Annotated in this window: 21 protein-coding genes and 1 pseudogene; 4 read left to right on the forward strand and 18 right to left on the reverse strand. The window is 58.0% G+C overall.

Going from position 1 to position 20,414, the window contains the following annotated elements:
- Nucleotides 1-59: 59 nt before the first annotated feature.
- The 7 genes from AC0V6L_RS11075 to thiL all read right to left on the reverse strand — a co-directional run bounded on the left by AC0V6L_RS11075 (nucleotide 60) and on the right by thiL (nucleotide 8,752).
- Nucleotides 60-1,562: a carotenoid oxygenase family protein gene (locus AC0V6L_RS11075; protein WP_486154313.1), complete on the reverse strand. Its 1,503-nt coding sequence runs from the start codon at nucleotides 1,560-1,562 to the stop codon at nucleotides 60-62.
- 62 nt (nucleotides 1,563-1,624) lie between these two features.
- The gene (locus tag AC0V6L_RS11080) at nucleotides 1,625-2,887 is read right to left on the reverse strand and encodes a DCC1-like thiol-disulfide oxidoreductase family protein (RefSeq protein WP_486154314.1); all 1,263 of its coding nucleotides are present in this window, start codon (nucleotides 2,885-2,887) and stop codon (nucleotides 1,625-1,627) included.
- Nucleotides 2,877-3,389 carry a hypothetical protein gene (locus AC0V6L_RS11085; protein ID WP_486154315.1) on the reverse strand — a complete coding sequence of 171 codons (513 nt, stop codon included), beginning with the start codon at nucleotides 3,387-3,389 and terminating at the stop codon, nucleotides 2,877-2,879. Before AC0V6L_RS11085 ends, AC0V6L_RS11080 begins: the two co-directional genes overlap by 11 nt.
- Nucleotides 3,386-4,141 carry a sterol desaturase family protein gene (locus AC0V6L_RS11090; RefSeq protein WP_486154317.1) on the reverse strand — a complete coding sequence of 252 codons (756 nt, stop codon included), beginning with the start codon at nucleotides 4,139-4,141 and terminating at the stop codon, nucleotides 3,386-3,388. Before AC0V6L_RS11090 ends, AC0V6L_RS11085 begins: the two co-directional genes overlap by 4 nt.
- Nucleotides 4,142-4,509: 368 nt before the next feature.
- On the reverse strand, nucleotides 4,510-5,445 hold the full coding sequence (locus tag AC0V6L_RS11095) for an acyl-CoA thioesterase (protein WP_486154318.1): 936 nt from the start codon (nucleotides 5,443-5,445) through the stop codon (nucleotides 4,510-4,512).
- A 145-nt stretch (nucleotides 5,446-5,590) separates the two neighbouring features.
- The gene (locus tag AC0V6L_RS11100) at nucleotides 5,591-7,711 is read right to left on the reverse strand and encodes a sodium-translocating pyrophosphatase (protein WP_486154319.1); all 2,121 of its coding nucleotides are present in this window, start codon (nucleotides 7,709-7,711) and stop codon (nucleotides 5,591-5,593) included.
- Between the two features lie 180 nt (nucleotides 7,712-7,891).
- Nucleotides 7,892-8,752 carry a thiamine-phosphate kinase gene (gene thiL, locus AC0V6L_RS11105; protein WP_486154320.1) on the reverse strand — a complete coding sequence of 287 codons (861 nt, stop codon included), beginning with the start codon at nucleotides 8,750-8,752 and terminating at the stop codon, nucleotides 7,892-7,894.
- 142 nt (nucleotides 8,753-8,894) lie between these two features.
- Here thiL and AC0V6L_RS11110 point away from each other — a divergent pair, with 142 nt between their 5' ends.
- The gene (locus tag AC0V6L_RS11110; RefSeq protein ID WP_486154321.1) at nucleotides 8,895-9,872 is read left to right on the forward strand and encodes an alpha/beta hydrolase; all 978 of its coding nucleotides are present in this window, start codon (nucleotides 8,895-8,897) and stop codon (nucleotides 9,870-9,872) included.
- On the opposite strand, the gene nusB is transcribed toward AC0V6L_RS11110, so the two are convergent.
- From nusB to hisG, 3 genes and pseudogenes are all read right to left on the reverse strand, one after another.
- A complete protein-coding gene (nusB, locus tag AC0V6L_RS11115; RefSeq protein WP_486154322.1) occupies nucleotides 9,869-10,336 on the reverse strand; it encodes a transcription antitermination factor NusB in 468 nt (155 codons plus the stop codon). The two genes, AC0V6L_RS11110 and nusB, sit on opposite strands and share 4 nt — an antisense overlap.
- Complete coding sequence (hisD, locus tag AC0V6L_RS11120) at nucleotides 10,333-11,625, reverse strand: histidinol dehydrogenase (RefSeq protein ID WP_486155117.1); 1,293 nt, start codon at nucleotides 11,623-11,625, stop codon at nucleotides 10,333-10,335. Before hisD ends, nusB begins: the two co-directional genes overlap by 4 nt.
- Before the next feature lie 36 nt (nucleotides 11,626-11,661).
- Nucleotides 11,662-12,312 (reverse strand): annotated as a pseudogene (hisG, locus tag AC0V6L_RS11125) (ATP phosphoribosyltransferase); the annotation flags it as partial.
- Nucleotides 12,313-12,386: 74 nt separating this feature from the next.
- Between hisG and AC0V6L_RS11130 the strand changes: the two are divergent.
- A complete protein-coding gene (locus AC0V6L_RS11130) occupies nucleotides 12,387-13,469 on the forward strand; it encodes a DUF2332 domain-containing protein (protein ID WP_486154323.1) in 1,083 nt (360 codons plus the stop codon).
- A gap of 212 nt (nucleotides 13,470-13,681) precedes the next feature.
- Here the strand turns inward: AC0V6L_RS11130 and AC0V6L_RS11135 are convergent, their stop codons facing one another.
- From AC0V6L_RS11135 to AC0V6L_RS11155, 5 genes are all read right to left on the reverse strand, one after another.
- A complete protein-coding gene (locus tag AC0V6L_RS11135; protein ID WP_486154324.1) occupies nucleotides 13,682-14,569 on the reverse strand; it encodes an alpha/beta fold hydrolase in 888 nt (295 codons plus the stop codon).
- A gap of 152 nt (nucleotides 14,570-14,721) precedes the next feature.
- Complete coding sequence (locus AC0V6L_RS11140; RefSeq protein ID WP_486154325.1) at nucleotides 14,722-15,447, reverse strand: DUF6597 domain-containing transcriptional factor; 726 nt, start codon at nucleotides 15,445-15,447, stop codon at nucleotides 14,722-14,724.
- A 28-nt stretch (nucleotides 15,448-15,475) separates the two neighbouring features.
- Nucleotides 15,476-16,282, reverse strand: coding sequence for an SDR family NAD(P)-dependent oxidoreductase (locus AC0V6L_RS11145; protein WP_486154326.1), 807 nt, complete (start codon nucleotides 16,280-16,282; stop codon nucleotides 15,476-15,478).
- Nucleotides 16,283-16,346: 64 nt separating this feature from the next.
- Nucleotides 16,347-16,805, reverse strand: coding sequence for an NUDIX hydrolase (locus tag AC0V6L_RS11150; protein ID WP_486154327.1), 459 nt, complete (start codon nucleotides 16,803-16,805; stop codon nucleotides 16,347-16,349).
- Nucleotides 16,802-17,050: a BolA family protein gene (locus AC0V6L_RS11155; RefSeq protein ID WP_486154329.1), complete on the reverse strand. Its 249-nt coding sequence runs from the start codon at nucleotides 17,048-17,050 to the stop codon at nucleotides 16,802-16,804. Before AC0V6L_RS11155 ends, AC0V6L_RS11150 begins: the two co-directional genes overlap by 4 nt.
- A gap of 88 nt (nucleotides 17,051-17,138) precedes the next feature.
- On the opposite strand from AC0V6L_RS11155, the gene AC0V6L_RS11160 reads away from it, so the two are divergent.
- On the forward strand, nucleotides 17,139-17,732 hold the full coding sequence (locus AC0V6L_RS11160; protein WP_486150773.1) for a J domain-containing protein: 594 nt from the start codon (nucleotides 17,139-17,141) through the stop codon (nucleotides 17,730-17,732).
- Here the strand turns inward: AC0V6L_RS11160 and AC0V6L_RS11165 are convergent.
- The 3 genes from AC0V6L_RS11165 to AC0V6L_RS11175 form a co-directional block, all read right to left on the reverse strand.
- The gene (locus AC0V6L_RS11165; RefSeq protein WP_486154330.1) at nucleotides 17,729-18,355 is read right to left on the reverse strand and encodes a glutathione S-transferase family protein; all 627 of its coding nucleotides are present in this window, start codon (nucleotides 18,353-18,355) and stop codon (nucleotides 17,729-17,731) included. The two genes, AC0V6L_RS11160 and AC0V6L_RS11165, sit on opposite strands and share 4 nt — an antisense overlap.
- Nucleotide 18,356: 1 nt before the next feature.
- A complete protein-coding gene (locus AC0V6L_RS11170; RefSeq protein WP_486154331.1) occupies nucleotides 18,357-18,719 on the reverse strand; it encodes a DUF1428 domain-containing protein in 363 nt (120 codons plus the stop codon).
- Between the two features lie 64 nt (nucleotides 18,720-18,783).
- Nucleotides 18,784-19,623 carry an oxygenase MpaB family protein gene (locus AC0V6L_RS11175; RefSeq protein WP_486154332.1) on the reverse strand — a complete coding sequence of 280 codons (840 nt, stop codon included), beginning with the start codon at nucleotides 19,621-19,623 and terminating at the stop codon, nucleotides 18,784-18,786.
- Nucleotides 19,624-19,740: 117 nt separating this feature from the next.
- Here AC0V6L_RS11175 and AC0V6L_RS11180 point away from each other — a divergent pair, with 117 nt between their 5' ends.
- Nucleotides 19,741-20,394, forward strand: a complete 654-nt coding sequence (locus AC0V6L_RS11180) for a cupin domain-containing protein (RefSeq protein WP_486154333.1) — start codon at nucleotides 19,741-19,743, stop codon at nucleotides 20,392-20,394.
- Nucleotides 20,395-20,414: the final 20 nt, after the last annotated feature.

Raw genomic sequence — 20,414 nt, forward strand, 5'->3', positions numbered from 1 at the left:
GGACCGCGCAAGAGTTGCGAAAACTTTGGGAAATTTCGGCGGATCGCAGGCGAAGCGGGCTAAGCTGCGGCGCTGGCTGAGAGGTCTTGTTTGAATGCGGCGTCGGCGTTGAGCTGCGAATGTTCCACCCAGGTTGAATGCACCCCGCTTGATATCTTGTGCGGCAAAGCGAGGCGGCAGATGGGGCCTTTGGTGATGTCGCTTGCATCGATGATGGCGCATTCGGACGTGCCCTTGTTCTCATCAATCAGGAACGTGATGAGATAGCCGTCATCTTCTGATGCTCCACCCTTCCTCGGCACCATGGGGCTTTCGCTGGCATAGACGCCGTCGGGCAATTGGAACACTTGCTCCTCGCCCGTTTCGGTGTCGTGGCGGACATAGCCGTTGAACAGGAACCAGCCCGGCTTGGCCGTGGTGGACCAGACATAGCGGCTCTTGCGCATCAGGTATGCAGGGTTGATCATGCCAAATTCGACGATGCGGTCCGACAGGCGTTCCTCGCGCGTATCGCCGGTCGCAAGGTTGAAGCGCCAGCGGTGGAGTTTGGGCAGGAAGGAATGCTCATCCACATAGGCCATCATATGCCCATATTCACCCGCTTCCGCGATTGGGTCGGGCATAGGCTTGTCCTGAAAATACCCTTCGAGCACGACCTCATCGCCTTCTTCATAGGCGTTGGTCCAGTGGAGGACATAAGTGGGCGCGGCTTCGAACCAGCGGATGTCGTCCGCACTGCCATAACGCGGGATCAGCGCGAACCGGCTGGGCACGCCTTCGTGGATGCGCGCGGCGTGGATATCGCGTTTGAGCAGCTCTTCATCCCAGAACAGCGGCATATCGTTGAGGATCGACCAGTTCTTGGTGATCGCCATATCGTGCGGCAGACGCGGGCCGGGAAGCGGAACGGGCACGTAATGCGCGATTTTGCCCGCGCGGTCCACGACGCCGTAATGCATGAAAGGCGCGTGTTTGGAATAGTTGAAGAACATGCATTCGCCCGTCTCCTCATCCACTTTGGGATGGGCGGATACGCCGTCCAATGGCCCCCATGATGCCTTGCCAAGGTTCTCCAAAGTCACCGGGTCCATCTGCCAGGCTTCCCCGCATTGATAGAGCGTCGCCAGCGCCACCCCTGCATGCACTATGATATCGGTTGAGGCGGTGTCTTTGAGACTGCCATGCGCGCCAAAGCCGGGGCGTTTCGACAGTTTTGGCGGGTCCATCAATCCGCCCCATAGCGCGCCGCCTGCGATCTGTTCGGCTTCGAAACAGGCGGTGCGCACGAAGCGGTTGCGATAGCTCGCGCGCCCGCCCGAAATGTTCACCTGATGCACCATCGCATCGCCATCAAAGGGATGGTGACGGCCAAGCGGCTGGTGCACGGGGTTTTCGGTGTTGCGCAGGTAAATCCCGTCCATGTCAGCCGGAATTTCGCCCTCGATCACTTCCAGCTCATCCACGTCCACCTCTTCATGAAGCGGGGTCCATGCGCCCGACAGATAGGGGTGGTTTGAGGGTTCAAGGCTGGTTTTGACAGGCGGTTGGCGTGTGATGTGCATTGATGGTGTCTCCCACGCGAGAGGCTAGCGCACAGCAGGCATCGGGGGAAGGGGCGGCGCGCTTATAGAAACCGAGCGCGCATTTCGGCTGGCATGAGCGGGCAGGAATTTGCCTTGGTCCCGAAGAGTTGGTAGCGGCGATCTCCGACGAAATGATAGGCGGCGTTTGCAAAGCGGTTCGGCAAAGCGCGCAGGCCCCAAGCCACCAATCGCCACAGCCCGCCCAAATGGTCGAGCAGATAGGCTACCGCAGCGGCCTCTGTCAGAACGCGCCCATCCGGCGTTTGCACCGCAATCGTATCGCCCAGTGCCTCAACCCGGTCGCGCCCAATCGCCGCCTCCAATGCGCCATCCTGCAAGGCGGCAAAGCGCAATTCACCGGGTGTTTCCTCTGCCAGCAGGAACCGCACCGTGCCATGGCACAAGGCGCAGGTGCCATCGAAATGCAGCACGGTGTCTTCCAGCGGTTTGGCCCGCAGCCATGCCGGGTTGAACGTGAACATGTGAAACAGCAGCATCGCGATCGTCAGATCGGGGAAATTCAGCAGCAGTAAGAACCCAAACTGCACCGCCAGCATCCCGCCCCACAGCCATGGGCGCAGCCGCTTGATCAGCGCAAGCGGGGCAAAGAGCAGCTCAATGCCGAGGATAAACCATGTGAGCGCTTTCAGCGCCGCATCGGGCACTGCCAAAGCGATGTCGCGCACGAACCAATCCCGCGCGAGCGGATTGTCGAGCACATATTGGACATTATCGCCCGATACCCAACTGGGGCTGAGCAGCTTGGTATAGCCGGAATAGCTGTAAGTCAGCGCAAGCACGACCCACGCGGCAAAGAACACGCCAGCAGGCATATGCCACCCGCCGTCCGGATCAGCGCGCCCGCGCGCAGGCCATGACCAAAACGGCTTTGACGGGATGAACGCATGGGCAATCAGCATCCACCCGGCATAGGGCATGGCGGGGTTTGATATGAGCGGATTTCGGCCCAGAAAACTCGCCAGCACAATCCACATGAAGATCGCGGCCCATTTGTCCCATTTTCCGGCTGCAAACAGCACCGATGCCGCCGCCGCCGCGATGGCAAGTCCGGTGACAAAGGCCGGGCTGTCGATCACGCCCAGCACATTGGGAAAGGCGATGATGAGCGGGCTGAGCTGTGCATCGGGCAGCATCCCAGCATTGGAGAAGATGTCAGGCGCCCACAGGGCCAGATAGGCGAAATGGACAAACAGATAGGCCCCGAACAGCACGCGAAAGATACTGTATTGTCCGCCTGTCCAATCGTTAGCGCCCCAATTACTCGGCCCCCACTTACTCAGCATCGCAGGTCACTTCATATTCGAGTTTCCACGGATGGTTCGCGGGCAATGTCTGGCGCGGGATCAGGCGAAACTGGACCGGGCCATCGACATCATCACGGTCCAGACCGATCTCCTCAAGCGCGGTGGAATTGCCGCAAAAGGTGTGCTCGATTGCGGCCTCCAGCATCGGGCGGCTCAGCTCATTTGAATTGAGGACAGGCGCATAGGAGAGTGCCGCACCGTAAGCGTTGCGGCGATTATACGGCCCGCGCACGCCGGCATAGTTTTGCGGGGTCAAAACCAGTTTGCGCCCCGCGCCTGTTTTGTCTCGCCAGCTTAGAATAAATTGCGAAGAATAGGTTTCAAACCCCTGATGCGCAGTGAAAACCTTGGGTGCAGGCGAGGCGACAGAGGCCGCGCCCACGGCTTTCACAACTGGCAATTCCAGCGCATCGCCGACCATCTGAACGCAGCCAATCGCGATCAGGACGGCGGGCGCTATCGCTGATTTCAGCGCGCTCATGAACCGGGGCGTTCCTGCGATCTATGCCGCGCTGCATGGACATCGCCGCCGATCAGCATTGTGCCCAGTTTCAGCTCGCGATTATCAGCAAAACCGCAAGCCTCGTTAAATTCGCGCGGATTGTGGAATGTACCAAACAGCATGTCCCAGATCGGCAGATCTGAGAAATTCTGCCGGTGATGGCCTTGCTTGTGATGGACGCAGTGGCTTTCGGGCCGCTGGATGATAAAGCCCAGCCAATAGGGCGTTTTGACATTCCAGTGATAGAACAGTTCGGCAATCCCGGTCAGCAGGATGGCATAGACCGCCGCCTCTGGTCCAAGCCCGCAGAGCACATAGAGGATAAAGCTCGACAATCCTGCATTGGCGAAGATTTCTGCCGGATGTTTGTAGAAACTGGTGACGACTTCCAGACGCTGCGGGCTGTGGTGGATCTGGTGGAACATGCGCCACAAAAACGGGACCTGATGGCGCGCGCGGTGCCACCAGTAATAGATGAAGGTGATGGCGAGGTATCCGAAAATGGCGCCGCCTGTCTGGCCAAAAGCGGCTTCGGCATTCCAGATCGACCAGTTTGCCAGCCATTTGTCCCATGTCAGCCCGGCGATGAACACCATCGCAACCTGCACCGCATTGAGCGCGAGAGCGCGCGCCCACCATCCGGCGGTTTTGGGCCAAGCTCTGCCGGGGGCAAGCAGCTCAATTCCAAGCATAATCAGCGCCAGGCCCAGGACGATTGCAACGATCTCCATGGGTTTGAAGATAAGGGCGAAAGCTGAATTGAGAAGCAAAAAAGCAAGGTTAACGCGAACCTTACAGGCGTAAGTGGGGAGAGCGCTGGGCCGCTGGAGGCACGGTGGAGGCAGGGCCGAAATAGAGCGGCGCGAGGGGAAGTTGGGGGACGCGCGCTGCGTTTTCCTACTTGCGAGTGCTGGTGTATTGCGCGCGCTGTTCTTTGATATTGTTAGGGCGATGCGGGCGCTTTTGATCGAGTGAGGCGATCAATACGGGCCTGTGTGATCGATCTGATTATTGCGCTAAGACCGTGTAACATGCGGTCCATGTGTGCATGACGAGCGACGAGTTGAGTGGAGGTGCGGTGAGCTGAGGCGGCGGCTGTTCAAGCCTTGCTGTTGCCTTTGCCTTTGCGCTTCCTCATCATCCCCTCTTGGGCAACACTGGCCACAAGATCGCCCGATTGGTTGAAGATGCGCCCCCGGTTGAAGCCGCGGCCCGCGCCAGACCACGGGGCATCCGTGACATAAAGCAGCCAGTCATCGGCGCGCGCATCACGGTGGAACCAGATCGCATGGTCAAGGCTGGCGCCCACCAGCTCTCCGCGCATCCAGCTGAGGCCATGGGGCAGGGCGCTGGTGCCAAGCAGGGTGTAGTCGCTGGCATAGGTGATGATGGCGCGGTGCAGGGCGGGGGTGTCAGCCTCTCCCGTGATGGGGGCGGCGGTCTTGAACCAGCTGTGCGCGCGCGGCGGTTTGGGTTCGGAGTTCATCCAGTGAAGCCGGTCAACCGTGCGCATCTCGATCGGACGGGGCCGCAGCATCAGGGCGCGCTGGCCCTCTGTCAGCTGATCCATCGTATCGATCATGGCCCGGCGCATCTCCATATCGGTCTTGAGCGTATCGGGCGGGGCGACATCGGGCATAGGGCTGTCTTCATGGCTCAACCCATCCTCAGGCGTTTGGAATGAGGCAGTGAGGTTGAGGATGGGGACGGCGCGGCCCTGGTCGTCCTCCTGCGCTGCGACAACACGGCGATTGGCAAAGCTGCGCCCGTCAAAGTCGCGCTCGATCCGGTACTCAATCGGCACCCCCTCGCGTCCACCGCGCAGGAAGTAAGCGTGAAGCGAATGGGCGGTCTTGGTGTGGGGCACGCTGGCCTGGGCAGCTTGCAGGGCCTGGGCAAGCACTTGCCCGCCAAAGACGCGGCCAAAGCCATCGGTTTGCTGAGCGCCTTCATAGACATCAGCGGCGCGCTTTTGGGTGGTGAGCAAGCGGATGAGGTCTTGGACGAGTTGCTGAGGGGTTGGGCTGTCGGTCATAGCGGATGCCCATGCGGTGGGTGCGGGGCTAGGTCAAGCGCAGGTGGGTTCGAAATGGGATGTGCTGATACGCACTCTCCCAATGCACAAGACCCCGCCGCACCGGAGTGCAGCGGGGCCTTGTCTTTGGGTTTGGCTAACCGCTCTAGTGCGCGAGGGCAGCGAGCAGCAGCAGCGCGACGATGTTGGTGATCTTGATCATCGGGTTCACCGCCGGACCTGCGGTGTCCTTGTAAGGATCGCCCACAGTGTCGCCTGTCACGGCAGCCTTGTGAGCTTCAGACCCCTTGCCGCCGTGATTGCCATCCTCGATGTACTTCTTGGCATTGTCCCATGCACCGCCGCCAGCAGTCATGGAAAGCGCGACGAACAAGCCGCCAACGATCACGCCGAGAAGGAGCGCGCCGAGAGCTGCAAACGCATTGTCCTGACCTGCCAGTCCAAGGATGACAAAGTAGGTCACAATGGGCGCAAGCACTGGCAGGAGCGAAGGCACGATCATCTCCTTGATCGCCGCCTTGGTGACGAGATCAACGGTGCGGGCATAGTCCGGCTTTTGCGAGTAATCCATGATGCCTGGCTTCTCGCGGAACTGCTCCCGCACATCCTTGACCACATCGCCAGCAGCCCGGCCCACCGCGGTCATGCCCATGGCTCCGAAGAGGTAAGGCAGAAGCGCGCCGAGCAGGAGGCCCACGATCACGTAGGGGTTTTCAAGGCTGAAATCGACATTGGCATCTGGGAAGAACTCCCGAAGGTCAGCGGTGTAAGCGGCAAACAGCACAAGCGCTGCGAGCCCCGCCGAGCCAATGGCATAGCCTTTGGTCACAGCCTTGGTGGTGTTGCCCACCGCATCAAGCAGATCGGTCTTCTCACGAACGCTTTCGTCCAGACCCGCCATTTCAGCAATACCGCCAGCGTTGTCGGTGACAGGGCCATAGGCATCAAGCGCAACGACCATACCAGCCAGGGCCAGCATTGCGGTCGCGCCATAGGCGAGGCCAATAAGCCCTGCGAGCTGATAGGCACCGATGATCGCTGCAATGATGACGATGGTTGGCAATGCGGTCGATTCAAGGCTGATTGCCAGACCCTGGATCACATTGGTGCCATGGCCTGTTTCCGATGCTTTAGCGATGGACCGCACCGGGCGGAAATTGGTGCCGGTGTAGTATTCAGTAATCCAGATGATGACACCTGTGAGAACCAAACCAATCAGCGAGCAATAGAACAGGTCCATCCCGCTAAAGCCGAGGCCTTCGCCGGTGATACCGCTTGCGATCTCGGCGCTCATGCCATCAGTACCGCCAGCCAAAGCATAGCTTGTGACAAGGTAGATCAGCGGCACGGATAGAACCGCAGTGACAAGGAAGCCCTTATACATCGCGCCCATCACATTGGTGCCGCCGCCAAGGCGCACGAAATAGGTGCCGATGATCGATGTGACGATACACGCCCCGCCGATCAGCAAAGGCAATGTCATCAGCGGCAGCAGGAGATCGCCAAGTGCCTCTCCAAACAACAGCGCGGTGAGCACCATGGTTGCACCAACGGTCACCACATAGGTTTCGAAAAGGTCGGCCGCCATGCCCGCGCAATCGCCGACATTGTCGCCCACATTATCGGCGATGGTGGCAGGGTTGCGCGGATCATCCTCAGGAATGCCCGCTTCTACTTTGCCGACAAGGTCAGCGCCCACATCCGCCGCTTTGGTGAAGATACCTCCGCCAAGCCGCGCAAAGATCGAAATCAGCGATGCGCCAAAGGCAAGCCCGACAAGCCCGTCAATGACCGTGCGGCTGTTGGGTTCAAGCGCCATCGGGCCGACCAGAACATAAAAGAACACCGCGATGGCCAGCAAAGCAAGGCCCGCCACGAGCATTCCCGTGATCGCGCCTGCGCGAAAGGCGATTGTTAGCCCTTCCTGAAGTCCCGTATCAGCCGCAGCAGCGGTGCGAACATTGGAGCGAACCGAGATGTTCATCCCGATATAGCCAGCAACGCCCGACAAAATTGCCCCGATCAAAAATCCAACCGCTGGAACCGCGCCAAGGAACACTCCGACAAGAACAGCGACGACCACGCCGACAATGCCGATCGCGGTGTATTGGCGGTTGAGATAAGCCTGTGCACCTTCTTGAATGGCGCCTGCAATTTCCTGCATTTTTTCATTGCCAGCGCTGGCACCCAGCACTTGGCGGCTGGTGATAAAGCCATACACGATGGCGAGCACACCAAGCCCAATTGATATGAGAATTAAGTCCACGAAGAATCCCCTCTCCAAAGCGTGGAAGATAAACGCAAGAAATGGGGTCCGCCGTCGTTATCTCTCAGTGCAGATCCCTTGCGCCAAGACGGTGCAACCTATCGAGAGAATTCTCGGACACAAGCACGAAAGCGCATGGGGCGTGGGAAACTTGCGTTTTGTGCAGGAGCGCTTGCAGCATTAGTTGTGCTGGAAGCCGAGATTATCGCCGGGCGTAAGAATTTTGTCATCGAGCCAAAGCGGCGCGAAATCGGCTTTCGTCACAGTTCCGATGCGATAGGCTGCGGCCGGTATAGTGGCATCGGGGGCAGCTGTGAAAAGCAGCTGATAATCATCTCCCCACCGGATGCATTCATCAAACCGCGTGCTATCAGCGACCGGGATCGAAGCGCTTTCCAATTCAATCGCAACTTGGTTGCTCGCCGTTGCCAATCGCCAGCAATCCAGCAGTAAGCCGTCCGACACATCCATCATCGCGGAGACCATAGGCGCAAGCGCTTTACCTTGCGCCAATAATGGGCGGGGCCGGTTAAAAGCCTCCAGATATTCGGGGACACCTTCAAATCCGAGCAGTGCGCCGCCCAAGGGGCCAGTTATATAAACCCCATCACCGGCATTTGCGCCGCCGCGCGCCGGGACAGGCGTGTGCGTTGCCAGCCCGATGGCAGTGAGGCCATGGGTCTTTGGCCCCTTGGCTGAAATGGTGTCTCCGCCAAGCAAAGGTGTGTCATATTCTTCCAAGACCGCACGAAGCCCTTCGGCAAAACGCGCATCGTCGTCCCCCAGCGAATAGCCAAGCAACACCCCAACGGGCTCCGCGCCCTTAGCAGCGAGGTCTGACAGGTTGCTGGCGACAAGTTTCCAGGCAACATCGAAAGGATCGGCATCGGCGCGAAAATGCGTACCCTCAGCCATGGCATCATGAGTGAGGATTAACGTTTCGCTGCCGACTTCTAAAACCGCGCAATCATCTTTCAATCCGCGAGCGCCTGTGTGCAGGGGCAGCGCGCTTAACGCATGCCAGAACTCCAACTCGTTCATTTCGAACAAACTTTCTGCTTCTTCCGGTGCTCGCTAGACTGCATTTGCCTTTCGAGCAAATTCAGAGGCGCTAGCGGGTGAGTATTTTCTTCCCTTTGCTTGGCCAAAACGGCATGCTCATGCCAATTCATATGAGGTGAAAATGCCAACGTTTTTCCGTTTCGTTTTATCATCTTTCGCATTTGTGCTCGCATCGTGCGCTGGAGCACAGACCCAGCCGTCCCTTAAGCCTGATGTGCCAATTGTTTCGGCTGGCGAGATTGTATCGTGGCCAGATTTTTCACCGGCAAAAGATGTAGGTGTCGATCATGTCTGGATCTGGCTTCCGCCAAGCTATCAAAGCGAGCCGAACAAGCGGTTCCCGGTGCTCTACATGCACGACGCTGAAAATTTGTTTGATCGCCGACTGTCCAATTTCGACAAGGAATGGGGCATAGACGAGACAATTACGCGAATGGCTGGGCGCGCAGATCTGCGTGAATGGATTGTGGTCGGATTAAGCAGCCCCAAAGACCGATATCAAGCGCTTTTCCCCCAAAAGCTGTTTGGTTTGCTGCCTGAAAGCTATCAGCGAGGCGTGACCGGGATTGACTTAGGAGGTATGAAGGCGGGACCGCCGCTGCGCGGTGATGCATATGCGAAAGTGGTCGCGGTTGATTTGAAGGGCGAAATTGATCGCCAGTTTCGGACGTTGCCCACGCCGCAGGATACCGCTGTAATGGGTTCCTCGATGGGCGGGTTAATCAGCTTATATATTATTGCCGAATATCCCGATATTTTTGGCCAGGCCGCCGGGGTTTCAACCCATCTTCCATTGACCAATCCGGAAGGCGGTGACCCGGAAGAGCGCGCAGCACAGGTTGCGGCAGCCTTTGGCCAATACTTCAGCAAGACCGCACTCGATCCGGCGCGAAACCGCATCTACATTGACCATGGAACAGCGACGCTTGATGCATACTATGCTCCCTATTTCGGGGCATTCGATGCGATGATGGCAAAACAGGGTTGGCAGCTGCCTGCTTTTGAAAGCCGGGTATTTTTCGGCGCTGAGCATGAGGAAAATGCGTGGGCGCAGCGCGTTGACATACCGTTGTCCTTCATAGATGCAGCCGATCCTTAAGCGCGCGCATCCTTTGCCACAGCGTCGAGCACGCCGTTGACAAACTTTGCCTCGCGATCATCGAAGAACGCTTTGGCGACATCCACATATTCGCTGATGGCGCTCGCTTTTGGCACGTCAGCGCGCGCTATCAATTCATAAGCGCCAGCTCGCAGAACTTGCAGCATCGTCTTGTCGAGCCGTTTCAATGTCCAGCCATCAGCCAGCTTGGCAAGCAAGGTTGCGTCAATTTCATCGCGCCGCGCATCCACGCCGCGCACCAGATCATCGAAAAAGGCAATCTCTGCATCGGCGAACACCTCGCCTTCATATTCGGCATCATCCACTTCGCGGCCCAGCCTGTGCTGGTGAAATTCATCGAGCAGTTTGGGCAGGGCTGTGCCTTCCATCTGCTGCTGATAAAGCGCCTGTACGGCAGCCAATCGGGCTGCAGAGCGCGATTGTGAGCGGGAAGAAGTGTTCATTTGCGGCGCAATTCTATTGTTTTGGCATGAGCGGGCAGGCCTTCTGCATGGGCAAGGGTAGCAGCGGCAGGGCCGATTTTGGCAAAGGCACTATCATCAAGCTCGATGAAGCTGGTGCGTTTCATAAAATCAAGCACCGATAGGCCACTGGAAAACCGCGCGCGCCGCCCGGTTGGCAGCACGTGATTGGGCCCGGCGACGTAATCGCCCACGGCTTCTGGTGTCATCCGTCCCAGGAACACACTGCCTGCATGGCGGATCAGGCCCATCATCGCTTCGGCTTCATCAATAGCCAATTCGACATGTTCCGCGGCAAGCGCGTTGGCGAGTGCGGGGGCTTCTTCCATAAGGTCATTCACAATGATGACAGCGCCATGCGCTTCCCAGCTTTCCTTGGCGGTTTTGGCTGTTGAAAGCTGCGCCAATTGCACGTCAATGCAGTCTTCGACATGGGCTGCAAAGCCCGCATTGTCGGTGATGAGGATCGATTGCGAAGTGGGATCGTGTTCTGCCTGACTTAGCAAATCTGCCGCGATCCACTCAGGATCATTGTTGCCATCTGCGATGACCAGAATTTCAGACGGGCCAGCAACCATATCGATCCCCACCCGGCCATAAAGCTGGCGCTTGGCTTCGGCGACATAGGCATTGCCGGGGCCGGTGATGACGTCAACGGGCCGGATCCGGTCAGTCCCATAGGCGAGAGCCGCCACGGCCTGCGCCCCGCCAATACGCCAAATCTCATCAACGCCTGCCAAATGGGCTGCGGCGAGCACCAGAGGGTTCGATTGCCCTTTTGGTGTGGGCGTGACTACGACCAAGCGTTCAACCCCAGCAACGCGGGCGGGAATGGCGTTCATCAGCAATGAAGAAGGGTAAGCCGCGCGTCCGCCGGGCACATACAAGCCAGCAGCATCAACTGGCCGCCACCGCGCACCCAGCCTTACGCCTGCATCATCGGTGTAGTCTCGATCTTCGGGCAATTGCGCCAGATGATAGGCGCGGATGCGGCTTGCGGCGAGATCGAGCGCTTCGCGTAGTTCCGGTTCGATTTCGGTATATGCTTGCTTGCACCTGTCTGGCGTGATGACCCAGTCTTCATCGCGCGACAAAGCATAGCCATCAAAGCGCTGGGTATACTCTTTCACCGCTTCTTCGCCTCGGCTTTTGACCGCGCTCAAAATGCCCTGAACCTGGCCCGCGACATCGCCATCGCTATCGCGCCGAGCGTTGACTAGCCGCGCAAACTTTGCCTCGAAATCGGGATCAAGGGTGGAGAGTTGTTGCATCACGCAGCCTTTTTCATCGCTGCACCGCGCATTGTCGCGGAAACGGGTGACGAGTTCGGCAATACGCGGATCGGTTTTCAGTGCGGCTCGGTTGACGATCAAGCGCGCGGAAATATCGAGAATGCGGCTAACCTCGACAAGTCCGTTCTGCTTTAAAGTGGCGCCGGTTGAAACCAGATCGACAATTTGCCCTGCCAAACCGAGCGAAGGGGCCAGTTCCATCGCGCCATTCAGCTTAACACATTCAGCCTGCACGCCCTGACTTTCAAAATGTCGCCGCGTTAGATTGGGATATTTGGTCGCAACGCGCAGATGGCTTGCGCTTTCGATAGGGACTGTATCATCGGCGCGCCGCGCGACAGAGAGGCGGCAATGCCCGATATCGAGATCAACCGGCGCATACAGATCATCGTAATCAAATTCTTCGATCACGTCAGATCCCACAATCCCCAGCTGCGCAGCGCCATGCGCGACAAAGGTCGCCACATCGAAAGCACGCACGCGGATGAGGCGCATATCTGCGCGGTTTGTGTCAAAGGAGAGGCTGCGGTTGGCCTTGTCGAAAAAGCCATCTTCGGGCACGATGCCGCAACCCTTCATAACAGGCAGCGCTTCATCAAGAATGCGCCCTTTGGGGATGGCAAAGGTCAATTGGCTTTGGGCCGAGAGGGGAGGCGGCGTTGTCATAGCGCTGGCACTTAGGGTGCGGCCTTAAAAAGGGCAACCAAAACGGCGGTCGTATAACGGGAGTTTTAAGCCGCATGGACGCGCATGATATTATGGCAACGCAAGAATTTGATGCCGCGATCCAGTGGCAGGCAGATCATGCGGCCAAAAATGGGGCACCGTGTACGGCGAGAATGATTAAAGCGCTTAGGGTGATCCGCAATAGCGACACCGCATTGGGCCGCGCCATGACTGGTTGGGAAGGGCTGACCTTGAAAGATGCGCTGCCGCTGCGCGTGGCAGGCGGTTTGCACCATCTTGTTTTGAGCGGGCGCGACACCCGGCTGAAGCCCATTTACGAAGGCGGGATCACCGATCAAGGTGAGATTGACGCGCTTGTGCTTGATATCGCCCGCCAGCATGACGCGGAGTTGACCCCTTGGCTTGATGGGCCGCCCCAAACCAATGAGGCTGGACGTTCTGCCAGCATTATGGCGGGATTGCTGTGGCTGGCGCAGCGGGTGAGCGCGCGCTTTGATCTGTTCGAACTGGGTGCAAGCGCCGGGGTCAACACCATGATCGAACGGTATTCCTATGATCTGGGCGGCACGCAGGCCGGTCCCGTATCATCGCCAATGCAAATCCGGCCCGAATGGCGCGGCACCGGCACACCGCCACTGCCGCCGAGCGATTTTGCAATCCTGTCGGTAAACGGGTGCGACGTTGCCCCCATCAATCTGGCCGATCCTGACGCCGCTTTGCGGCTCAAAGCCTATGTCTGGCCCGATGCGGGGGAACGCATGGAGAGGATTGATGCTGCGATTTCCCTAGCAAAGGAGGCGCCGCCTGACTTGGTGCGGATGGATGCAGCCGGTTTTGTCGCGCAGGAACTTGCCCGGCCGCAGATGGCGGGCACGACCAAGGCGATGTTTCATTCGATTATGTGGCAATATATGCCGCGCGAAACGCAGAATTCTATCGAAGATGCATTTGCCGAAGCGGGCGAAAACGCAACGCCAGATATGCCGCTTGCCTGGGTCAGTCTGGAAACAGACCCGGCGACTTTCCGGCACGAATTGAAAGTGCGGTTTTGGGACGGGACCGAAGGTTCAGGCACGCCAACCTTGTTGGCGCACGCCCATCCGCATGGCGCATGGATTGAATGGGGCGGTGCCTAACGGGGTGGGTGGAGGGCCTCCCTCCACGTCACCATCCTCCACTCGTCAATCGTTCAGCAGCAATCGCAATCCTGACACGTAGCGCCCTGCTGACACTTGGTGCAGTCGCAATCACAACAATCGGCTGGGATATGATATACCATTTTATTTCTCCTTGTATATCAACAACATAGCGCGGATCGTATCCAGATGCTAGCAAAAACGCGCGCGGCCTAGATTGGCAGGAATTTTTCCATTGCTGCGTTGACTTTGTCAGGGGCTTCCCACGGCACAAAATGTCCGCAATTCGGCACGCGCTCTATCATCAATGGTTCGACAATGTCGTCCAATCCTTCGATGTTCTCAGGCGGCAAAGCGAGATCGTCCAGAGCCCAGATCACCAATGTCGGGATGGTCAATTTCGGCAGATCGAGAGGCACGAAATCGGCAGGCAATTCAAACGGCTCTTCCATCGCGGGCACCACCAGCGGGCTGGCGCGGTAGTAATTCAGCATGCCAAAGGCAGCATCGCGGTTCTGCCAATCGCGCAGCAAGGCGTCACGCTCATCCGCTTCCATCGCGCTGGGGCGGTCCCATCTGACCTCTTTCAGCATCAGGCCTGTGAGCCCCTGATCTTTCACTAAGGCATCGTTGGCGGGATCGCGAAATCCGCGAATATATTGGCTGGCCTCGCGCTGGCCGGGATGGGTGTAAAGCAGCTTTTGAAAGATTGCAGGGTGGGGCGCATTGGCGATAATCGCCCGCTCAACCCGCATATGTTGTCCGCCCAAAGCCACGCCCCAGGCAATCGCGCCGCCCCAATCATGGCCGACAATCGTGAATTTGGATAAAGACAGCGCATCGGCCAGCAGGAAGACATCGCCGATCAGCTTGTCAGGCGTGTATGCGCTAACCTCTTGAGGTTTGGACGACCCGCGATAACCGCGCTGATCGGGCGCAATGCAGCGAAAGCGATCCTTGAAATGCGCAATCTGGTGGCGCCATGTCCGGTGGCTTTCTGGAAATCCGTGAAGAAAAATCAGGGGCGGGGCATCAACCGGCCCTTCGTCGATCACGTCCAGATGGATGCCATTGGCAAGTTCAACGCGCTTTTGTTCCATGCAGGCCGTTCCTCATGTGTCTGCGGCCCGCAAGCAGGCCCTAATCGTCATATCGGCTGTTTTCGCGAAAGCGCAGCCCGGCGGTTTGCAGAGGCGTTTCGGCCTCTTTAAACTGGCCCGGCGTCATATGCGCAAACATCCGGAATTCCTTGTTAAGATGCAGAATCGTCGAAATATCGCAATTCGGCAAGCACTTGATCGTTGGGGCTGCTGAACCCGCGAATAGCCGCTGCCATATCAAGGAACCTGCTGCGCCTTAGAACGGCCTTAGGCGTAAGCCCGAAATGATACTTGCAGCGCCGCTCCATCTGGCGAACCGAAAGCCCGATTCGCTGCGCCGCCTCATCAATTCGGATCGTGCTGTCCTGACGCGATATGCGTTCAAACAAGGTCATCGCCTCATCGACATGATAGCTGCCAATCTCGTCCAGCCTCCGTGTGAGGATATCTTCGACGATTGCGATCTTTGTTTCATCGTCGGGCGCGCGGGCGGCCTCTTCATGCAATGTGTCTGCCAGCGGTCCCCAGATATCGCGCAGCGCGAGCATATCGTCGGCAAAATCCGCATGGGATTGGGTAAACAATGCTCGCCATCCGCCGGGGCGAAAGGCAATACCGATATTATCAAGGCTGCCGGTAAGTCGAACCTTGTATGGGCGGCTGTTTGCACCTGAAAACAGGGCATAGCCCGCGCGCGACAATTCCTCAGGCGCATCGCCGCCGCGCCAGTCACCTGTGATCAGGCACCGGACAAAGGCGGTTTCTGCCAGCAGGAAATCCTCAATCACGTGATTGTCAGGCAAAGGCGCCTGGAAGATGTAATAATCCCGGACATAGGGCGCGAGCTTAGCTGATGGCTTGAAATTGCGAGAAAACATAATGTTACGACCCAGTCTTGCCTGTTTTTCAGGCTTCCATTTTCTCCATATATCCCGCCGCGACCATGCCTGCGACCTGATCCATCAATTCCTCGGGAGTGCGGCGCAATTCGCCCATCGCCTCTTCAGACCCTTGCGCCACGATAATTTCCCGGGTGCCCGCGGCAATTTCGTCGAGCATGGTTTTGGCTGCATCTTCAGCCTGTATTCCTTCATCAATCACTCTGTCAGATCGGCCCCTCTTATGGCCATCACCGACAAGCGCATTGCGTGCGACATCGGTGGCGACTGATCCTGGGTAGATGACATGAACACTCACACCCGTTTGCGACAATTCTGCGCGCAGGGCATCGCCATATCCAGCAAGGCCAAATTTCACCGCTGAGTAGGCCGTTCGCATAGGCACACCCACTTTGCCCGCGATTGAGGAAATGAGCGCAATACCACCTGATCCGCGATCTGCCATATGGCCGATAAGCCCTTGGCAAAAAGCGATTTGTGCGGTCAGATCTATATCGATAATATCGCGGTAAACCTGCATGTCGGTCTTGAGCGCCCTGGACCGCTGCGACACACCGGCATTGGCAAAAGCAAGATCAACACCGCTTTTCCAAGCAATTGCTTTTTCGGTGGCATCGGCCAGCGCGGCATCATCGCGAACGTCAAAGGGCAGGATCAGCGTTTCGCCGCAATCGGCTGCGACCGCAGCAAGCCGGCTTTCATCGCGCCCTGAAAGCACAAGATGCGCGCCGCGGCCCGCTAAATCCCGCGCGAGCGCTGCGCCAATTCCCGATGATGCGCCTGTTATCCAGACCGTCTTATCGGTGTAATCCATGTGCTCCCCCAGAATTCTGGCCCCAAACTGTTGTAATGCGTAACAGAAAGTGCGCGAAGGGCAATCAGCTTGAAATATTCCTTTTTATAATGGCGGCGATATTTTCCGGAAATATTGCTTCAGGCCATTCGCCCAATTCGCGGTATGTGAACCAGCGGTGCTGCGTCATCACCTTTTGTTCAAGCGGGGTGTGGCGCGCTGTATCGATAGCCGCATCGTCTACGCGAATGAGGAAATAGCGTTCATCGGCTTGCACAGGCTCGCCTTCGACCGTGACAAATTGCGGAGTGGTGCGCGCGATTTGCTTCCCCGGATCAGCAATGATGCCGGTCTCCTCCAGCAATTCACGCCGCGCGGCGTCTTCGAACGTCTCACCAGCTTCGCATTCACCGCCGGCCGTTACCCAAAAAGGCGCACGGCCCGGCACATCAAAACGAAACATCAATGCGCGGGTCTGCGGATCGAGCACGATGATGCGCGCGGATCGGCGGATGCGTAAGGGACCGGCTGCAGGTTCGCTCACCCTGTGGGCACGCCAGCTTTGATCGCGACCGCATGCACTCGCCCGCCAACAATATCGCCGAGTGCTGCGATCACCGCTCGCTGCCGGGCGAGGCGCGTCATTTCTGCGAACTGGGCGGCCTCTATCACGATGGTAAAGTGCGATTCGCCTGATCCATCATCGCCCGAATGGCCAGCATGGCTGGCGCTGTCATTGATAATCTCAAGCCGCGTCGGCGCGAAGGCCTGCGTCAAAAGCTCGCTCATTTCGTCAGCTATATGTCCAACCATTTGTGTGTTTCCCGAATTGCAAGTCTTGGCATTTGGCATATGAGGCACCATTCTCAAGCTCTTAATGGCTCAATCCCGATTTCATGGCCGCCATGAAGGCGCGCATCGGCAATGCGAACGGCCCGGTTGCACCGAGGCCGGAGAATTTCGCGCGCCCGGTCACCGTGCTGCGGGGTTTGATGGGCCGGGCACATGGCGCTGGTTCTGCCTTGAGCATGTGCGCGAATTCAACGCGGGCTATGATTGGTTCGAGGGGATGAGTGCGGACGAAATCCTCGCCGCGCAATCGCCAATGTCGGGATGGCGCACTGAAAGCCCGGGTTTTTCGGCCAAAGTCCATGTTGACGGTATGCCGCGCTGGGCCGATTTCAACGATCCGCTCGATGCGATTTCTGCGCGCGCGGCGGGGATCAAAAGCAAAGCCCAGCGCGAGGCGGCAATGGCCATGGATGGGCGGTTTTCCAAAGACGAAGCCGAAGCGCTGGAAGTTATGGGCCTGGGCACAGGCACTGACAAAAGGCGATTGCGGCGGCGTTATTCAGAGCTTGTGCGCCGCTATCACCCCGACCGAAATGGCGGGGATCGCAAATACGAGGCGCGGCTGGGTAAGGTGGTTGAGGCCTATCAACTGCTCCAGAAAAGCCGTGCTTTGACCTAGCTGCCCGCCTGTTCAATCAGCGCAGCATCGATCGCATTTGCCTCACTATAGGCAGGCCGCTGGGTGATGCGCTCTACATAGGCTTTGAACGCAGGGCTTTCAGGGATCGAGCCGAACCTAAGACCCCACACGAATTGGCTGCCGACATATGTGTCGGCCATTGTGAAACGCGACCCCGCAGCAAAATCGTTATGAGTAAGCCAGTCTTTCATCGCAGAAAGAGCGAGTTCCAGAGTGCCAAAACCTGCCGTCCGGGTGCGATCTTCGGACACTTCCCAACCAAGAGCTTTCGCCAGAAGAGCCTGTTCAAGCGGTCCGGCTGCAAAGAACATCCAGCGGAAATAGGCCGCCATCTCATCGGGTTGTGGCAGAAGGTCTTTATCGGGATGCGTTTCTGCAAGGTAATGGTTGATCGCAGCCGCCTCTGTGATGACATGGTCTTGGCCGCCTTGATGATGCACCAGAGCGGGGACTTTGTTCATCGGATTGATGTCTTTGAAACTATCGGGCCGCGTGGCCCAATCAAACACCACAGAGGCGTAGTCCGCTCCCGCTTCGTGCAAAGCCCAGCGCGAAATCTGCCCCCGGCTCATCGCAACAGTGTAGAATGTGAATTCAGCCATTTCAGCCGCGTCCTCTGGTCAAAACGGGAGTAAATTCGCCAAAAATCATGCGCGCCGGATCGAACGGAGGATCGCCTTCAGGATAGCCTTCGAACCCTTCGCCGCGTCCCATGGCCTCTTGCGCTTTGGTGAGCGTTTCCTTGTCCGGCCAGATCACCCATCCTGCGACAATCTGCTCGCCATCTTGTGCAGCAACAGCTTTGCGAAGATCGGTGGTTTTGCCTGTCGGCACATTGGCTTCCCACAATTCCATGACTTCCAATGCGCCCTGGCTCATCGACCAGTCGGCCATGAATTGCGCGGCTTTTTGATATTCGTCCCGATTGCCCTCAGGCACGGACAGCACGGCAATAGCTACATACACAAACGCCTCCTTCGTCAGCGACTCAGCGGGCCAAGTGTATCAGAGGATGGCGAAAATCCGGCGTTCAGTTTTGCTTGAATGCCCAGCGCAATGTTCGTCCAACGGCTGATGTCGCCGCGCGCGCTGGCAGGGCAGTCAGGCGAGGGCGCTGCAACCGCAGCATTCCGCGCGCCCAATCAGGCAGCATGGACACCGCCTCTGCCCCCAACATTGCTTGCACACCGGGAGGCGTGCCGGGAGGGCGCTGAGTTAGAACCAATTGCGCCACTTCGCGCGCTTCGGGAGTGGCGCGTAGATCGCCGCGCAATTCGCGAAAGATCGCATCAGCCTCTGCGCGGGTTTCAGGCACGGGGTCCGCCCCCAATGCGCGCGCGATCACTGCGAATTGCCGGTAATATTCATCCCTTTCCGCACCAGGCATATCGGGCCGGACATGGCGGACATATCCGGCAAGAAAACTCTGCGCCTCGACCACATGAACCCATGCCAATGTGCGCGGATTGTTGGCGATGTAAGGCGTGCCATCGGGCAAAGTGCCGCCGACACGGGCGTGAATGCGGTTCACCCGGTCAATCGCGCGCATCGCTTCGTCCTCATGCCCGAAGGTGGTCACGGCGATAAAGCGAGCGGTGCGGCGCAGGCGGCCATGCATATCCTCGCGAAAATTGGAATGATCGAGCACCCCTTGCAAGGCGTGGGGGTGAAGCATTTGCAGCAAAAGCCCGCGTATCCCGCCAGTCATCATGCCAACCAGATCAGCATGCACCATGCGAATGGGCGTATCACGCGCGAACAATGCTTCATCAGAAGGCGGCACTGGCTTTTGACCGGCTGAGGTGTCGTTAAAGACACCGCGCACTTGTTCGACCACTTTTAGTCGCAGGGCTTCGATTGGGTCAGCCATCAGAGCAAGGTAATTACTCTAATCGCATTTTTCGAGAGACGCTGCCGCTTTTAAAGACCGCTCGTGATGCCCATGTGACTGACCATGCAGATCAACGCCGATTTTGCGTCCCCCGCGATGGTGCACACAAGCACACTGGAATGGAGCGCGTCGCCTATGGCGGGTGTGGATCGCAGGATGCTTGACCGCATCGGCGATGAGGTGGCCCGGGCAACCTCTATCGTCCGCTATGCCAAAGGCAGCGCTTTTGCCGAGCATACCCATTCAGGCGGTGAAGAATTCATCGTGCTTGAAGGCGTGTTTCAGGATGAGCACGGCGATTATCCGGCGGGCACTTATGTGCGTAATCCAGTTGGCACACGCCATACGCCCAGATCAGAGGATGGTTGCACGATCTTTGTCAAATTGTGGCAGTTTGATCCGGCCGACCGCAACCAATTCGCGCTCGATCTCACCACGCTGCCATTAACCGCGGATAGCCGCCGCGAAGGTGTGCGCGAAGCGGTGCTGGCAAAGAGGGATTACGAGCATGTCGCGCTTGAGGAATGGGATGCCAGCGCTTGTATTGAATTGAGCGACAAAGGCGGTTTTGAACTGCTTGTGCTCAAAGGCGATATGGAGATCGGCGGTGATCGCTACGGCGTTCATGACTGGGTACGTTGGCCTCCGGGGCAAAAAGCGTCTGTCACCGCAGGAGGCAATGGCGCGCGGATTTGGATAAAAAGGGGGCATTTGCGCGATATTCGTGTGCCCGCCCAAACCCCTTGCTAAAAATAGTGAGGCGCAAGCCG

The organism is Erythrobacter sp. JB1-15 (assembly GCF_057365035.1).

Excerpts from the sequence above, each read along its gene's own strand:
- AC0V6L_RS11075 (WP_486154313.1), bottom strand. The coding sequence starts at position 1,562 with ATGCACATCACACGCCAACCGCCTGTCAAAACCAGCCTTGAACCCTCA.
- AC0V6L_RS11080 (WP_486154314.1), bottom strand. The coding sequence starts at position 2,887 with ATGCTGAGTAAGTGGGGGCCGAGTAATTGGGGCGCTAACGATTGGACA.
- AC0V6L_RS11085 (WP_486154315.1), bottom strand. The coding sequence starts at position 3,389 with ATGAGCGCGCTGAAATCAGCGATAGCGCCCGCCGTCCTGATCGCGATT.
- AC0V6L_RS11090 (WP_486154317.1), bottom strand. The coding sequence starts at position 4,141 with ATGGAGATCGTTGCAATCGTCCTGGGCCTGGCGCTGATTATGCTTGGA.
- AC0V6L_RS11095 (WP_486154318.1), bottom strand. The coding sequence starts at position 5,445 with ATGACCGACAGCCCAACCCCTCAGCAACTCGTCCAAGACCTCATCCGC.
- thiL (WP_486154320.1), bottom strand. The coding sequence starts at position 8,752 with ATGAACGAGTTGGAGTTCTGGCATGCGTTAAGCGCGCTGCCCCTGCAC.
- AC0V6L_RS11110 (WP_486154321.1), top strand. The coding sequence starts at position 8,895 with ATGCCAACGTTTTTCCGTTTCGTTTTATCATCTTTCGCATTTGTGCTC.
- nusB (WP_486154322.1), bottom strand. The coding sequence starts at position 10,336 with ATGAACACTTCTTCCCGCTCACAATCGCGCTCTGCAGCCCGATTGGCT.
- hisD (WP_486155117.1), bottom strand. The coding sequence starts at position 11,625 with ATGCAACAACTCTCCACCCTTGATCCCGATTTCGAGGCAAAGTTTGCG.
- AC0V6L_RS11130 (WP_486154323.1), top strand. The coding sequence starts at position 12,387 with ATGGACGCGCATGATATTATGGCAACGCAAGAATTTGATGCCGCGATC.
- AC0V6L_RS11135 (WP_486154324.1), bottom strand. The coding sequence starts at position 14,569 with ATGGAACAAAAGCGCGTTGAACTTGCCAATGGCATCCATCTGGACGTG.
- AC0V6L_RS11140 (WP_486154325.1), bottom strand. The coding sequence starts at position 15,447 with ATGTTTTCTCGCAATTTCAAGCCATCAGCTAAGCTCGCGCCCTATGTC.
- AC0V6L_RS11145 (WP_486154326.1), bottom strand. The coding sequence starts at position 16,282 with ATGGATTACACCGATAAGACGGTCTGGATAACAGGCGCATCATCGGGA.
- AC0V6L_RS11155 (WP_486154329.1), bottom strand. The coding sequence starts at position 17,050 with ATGAGCGAGCTTTTGACGCAGGCCTTCGCGCCGACGCGGCTTGAGATT.
- AC0V6L_RS11160 (WP_486150773.1), top strand. The coding sequence starts at position 17,139 with ATGGCTCAATCCCGATTTCATGGCCGCCATGAAGGCGCGCATCGGCAA.
- AC0V6L_RS11165 (WP_486154330.1), bottom strand. The coding sequence starts at position 18,355 with ATGGCTGAATTCACATTCTACACTGTTGCGATGAGCCGGGGGCAGATT.
- AC0V6L_RS11175 (WP_486154332.1), bottom strand. The coding sequence starts at position 19,623 with ATGGCTGACCCAATCGAAGCCCTGCGACTAAAAGTGGTCGAACAAGTG.
- AC0V6L_RS11180 (WP_486154333.1), top strand. The coding sequence starts at position 19,741 with ATGGTGCACACAAGCACACTGGAATGGAGCGCGTCGCCTATGGCGGGT.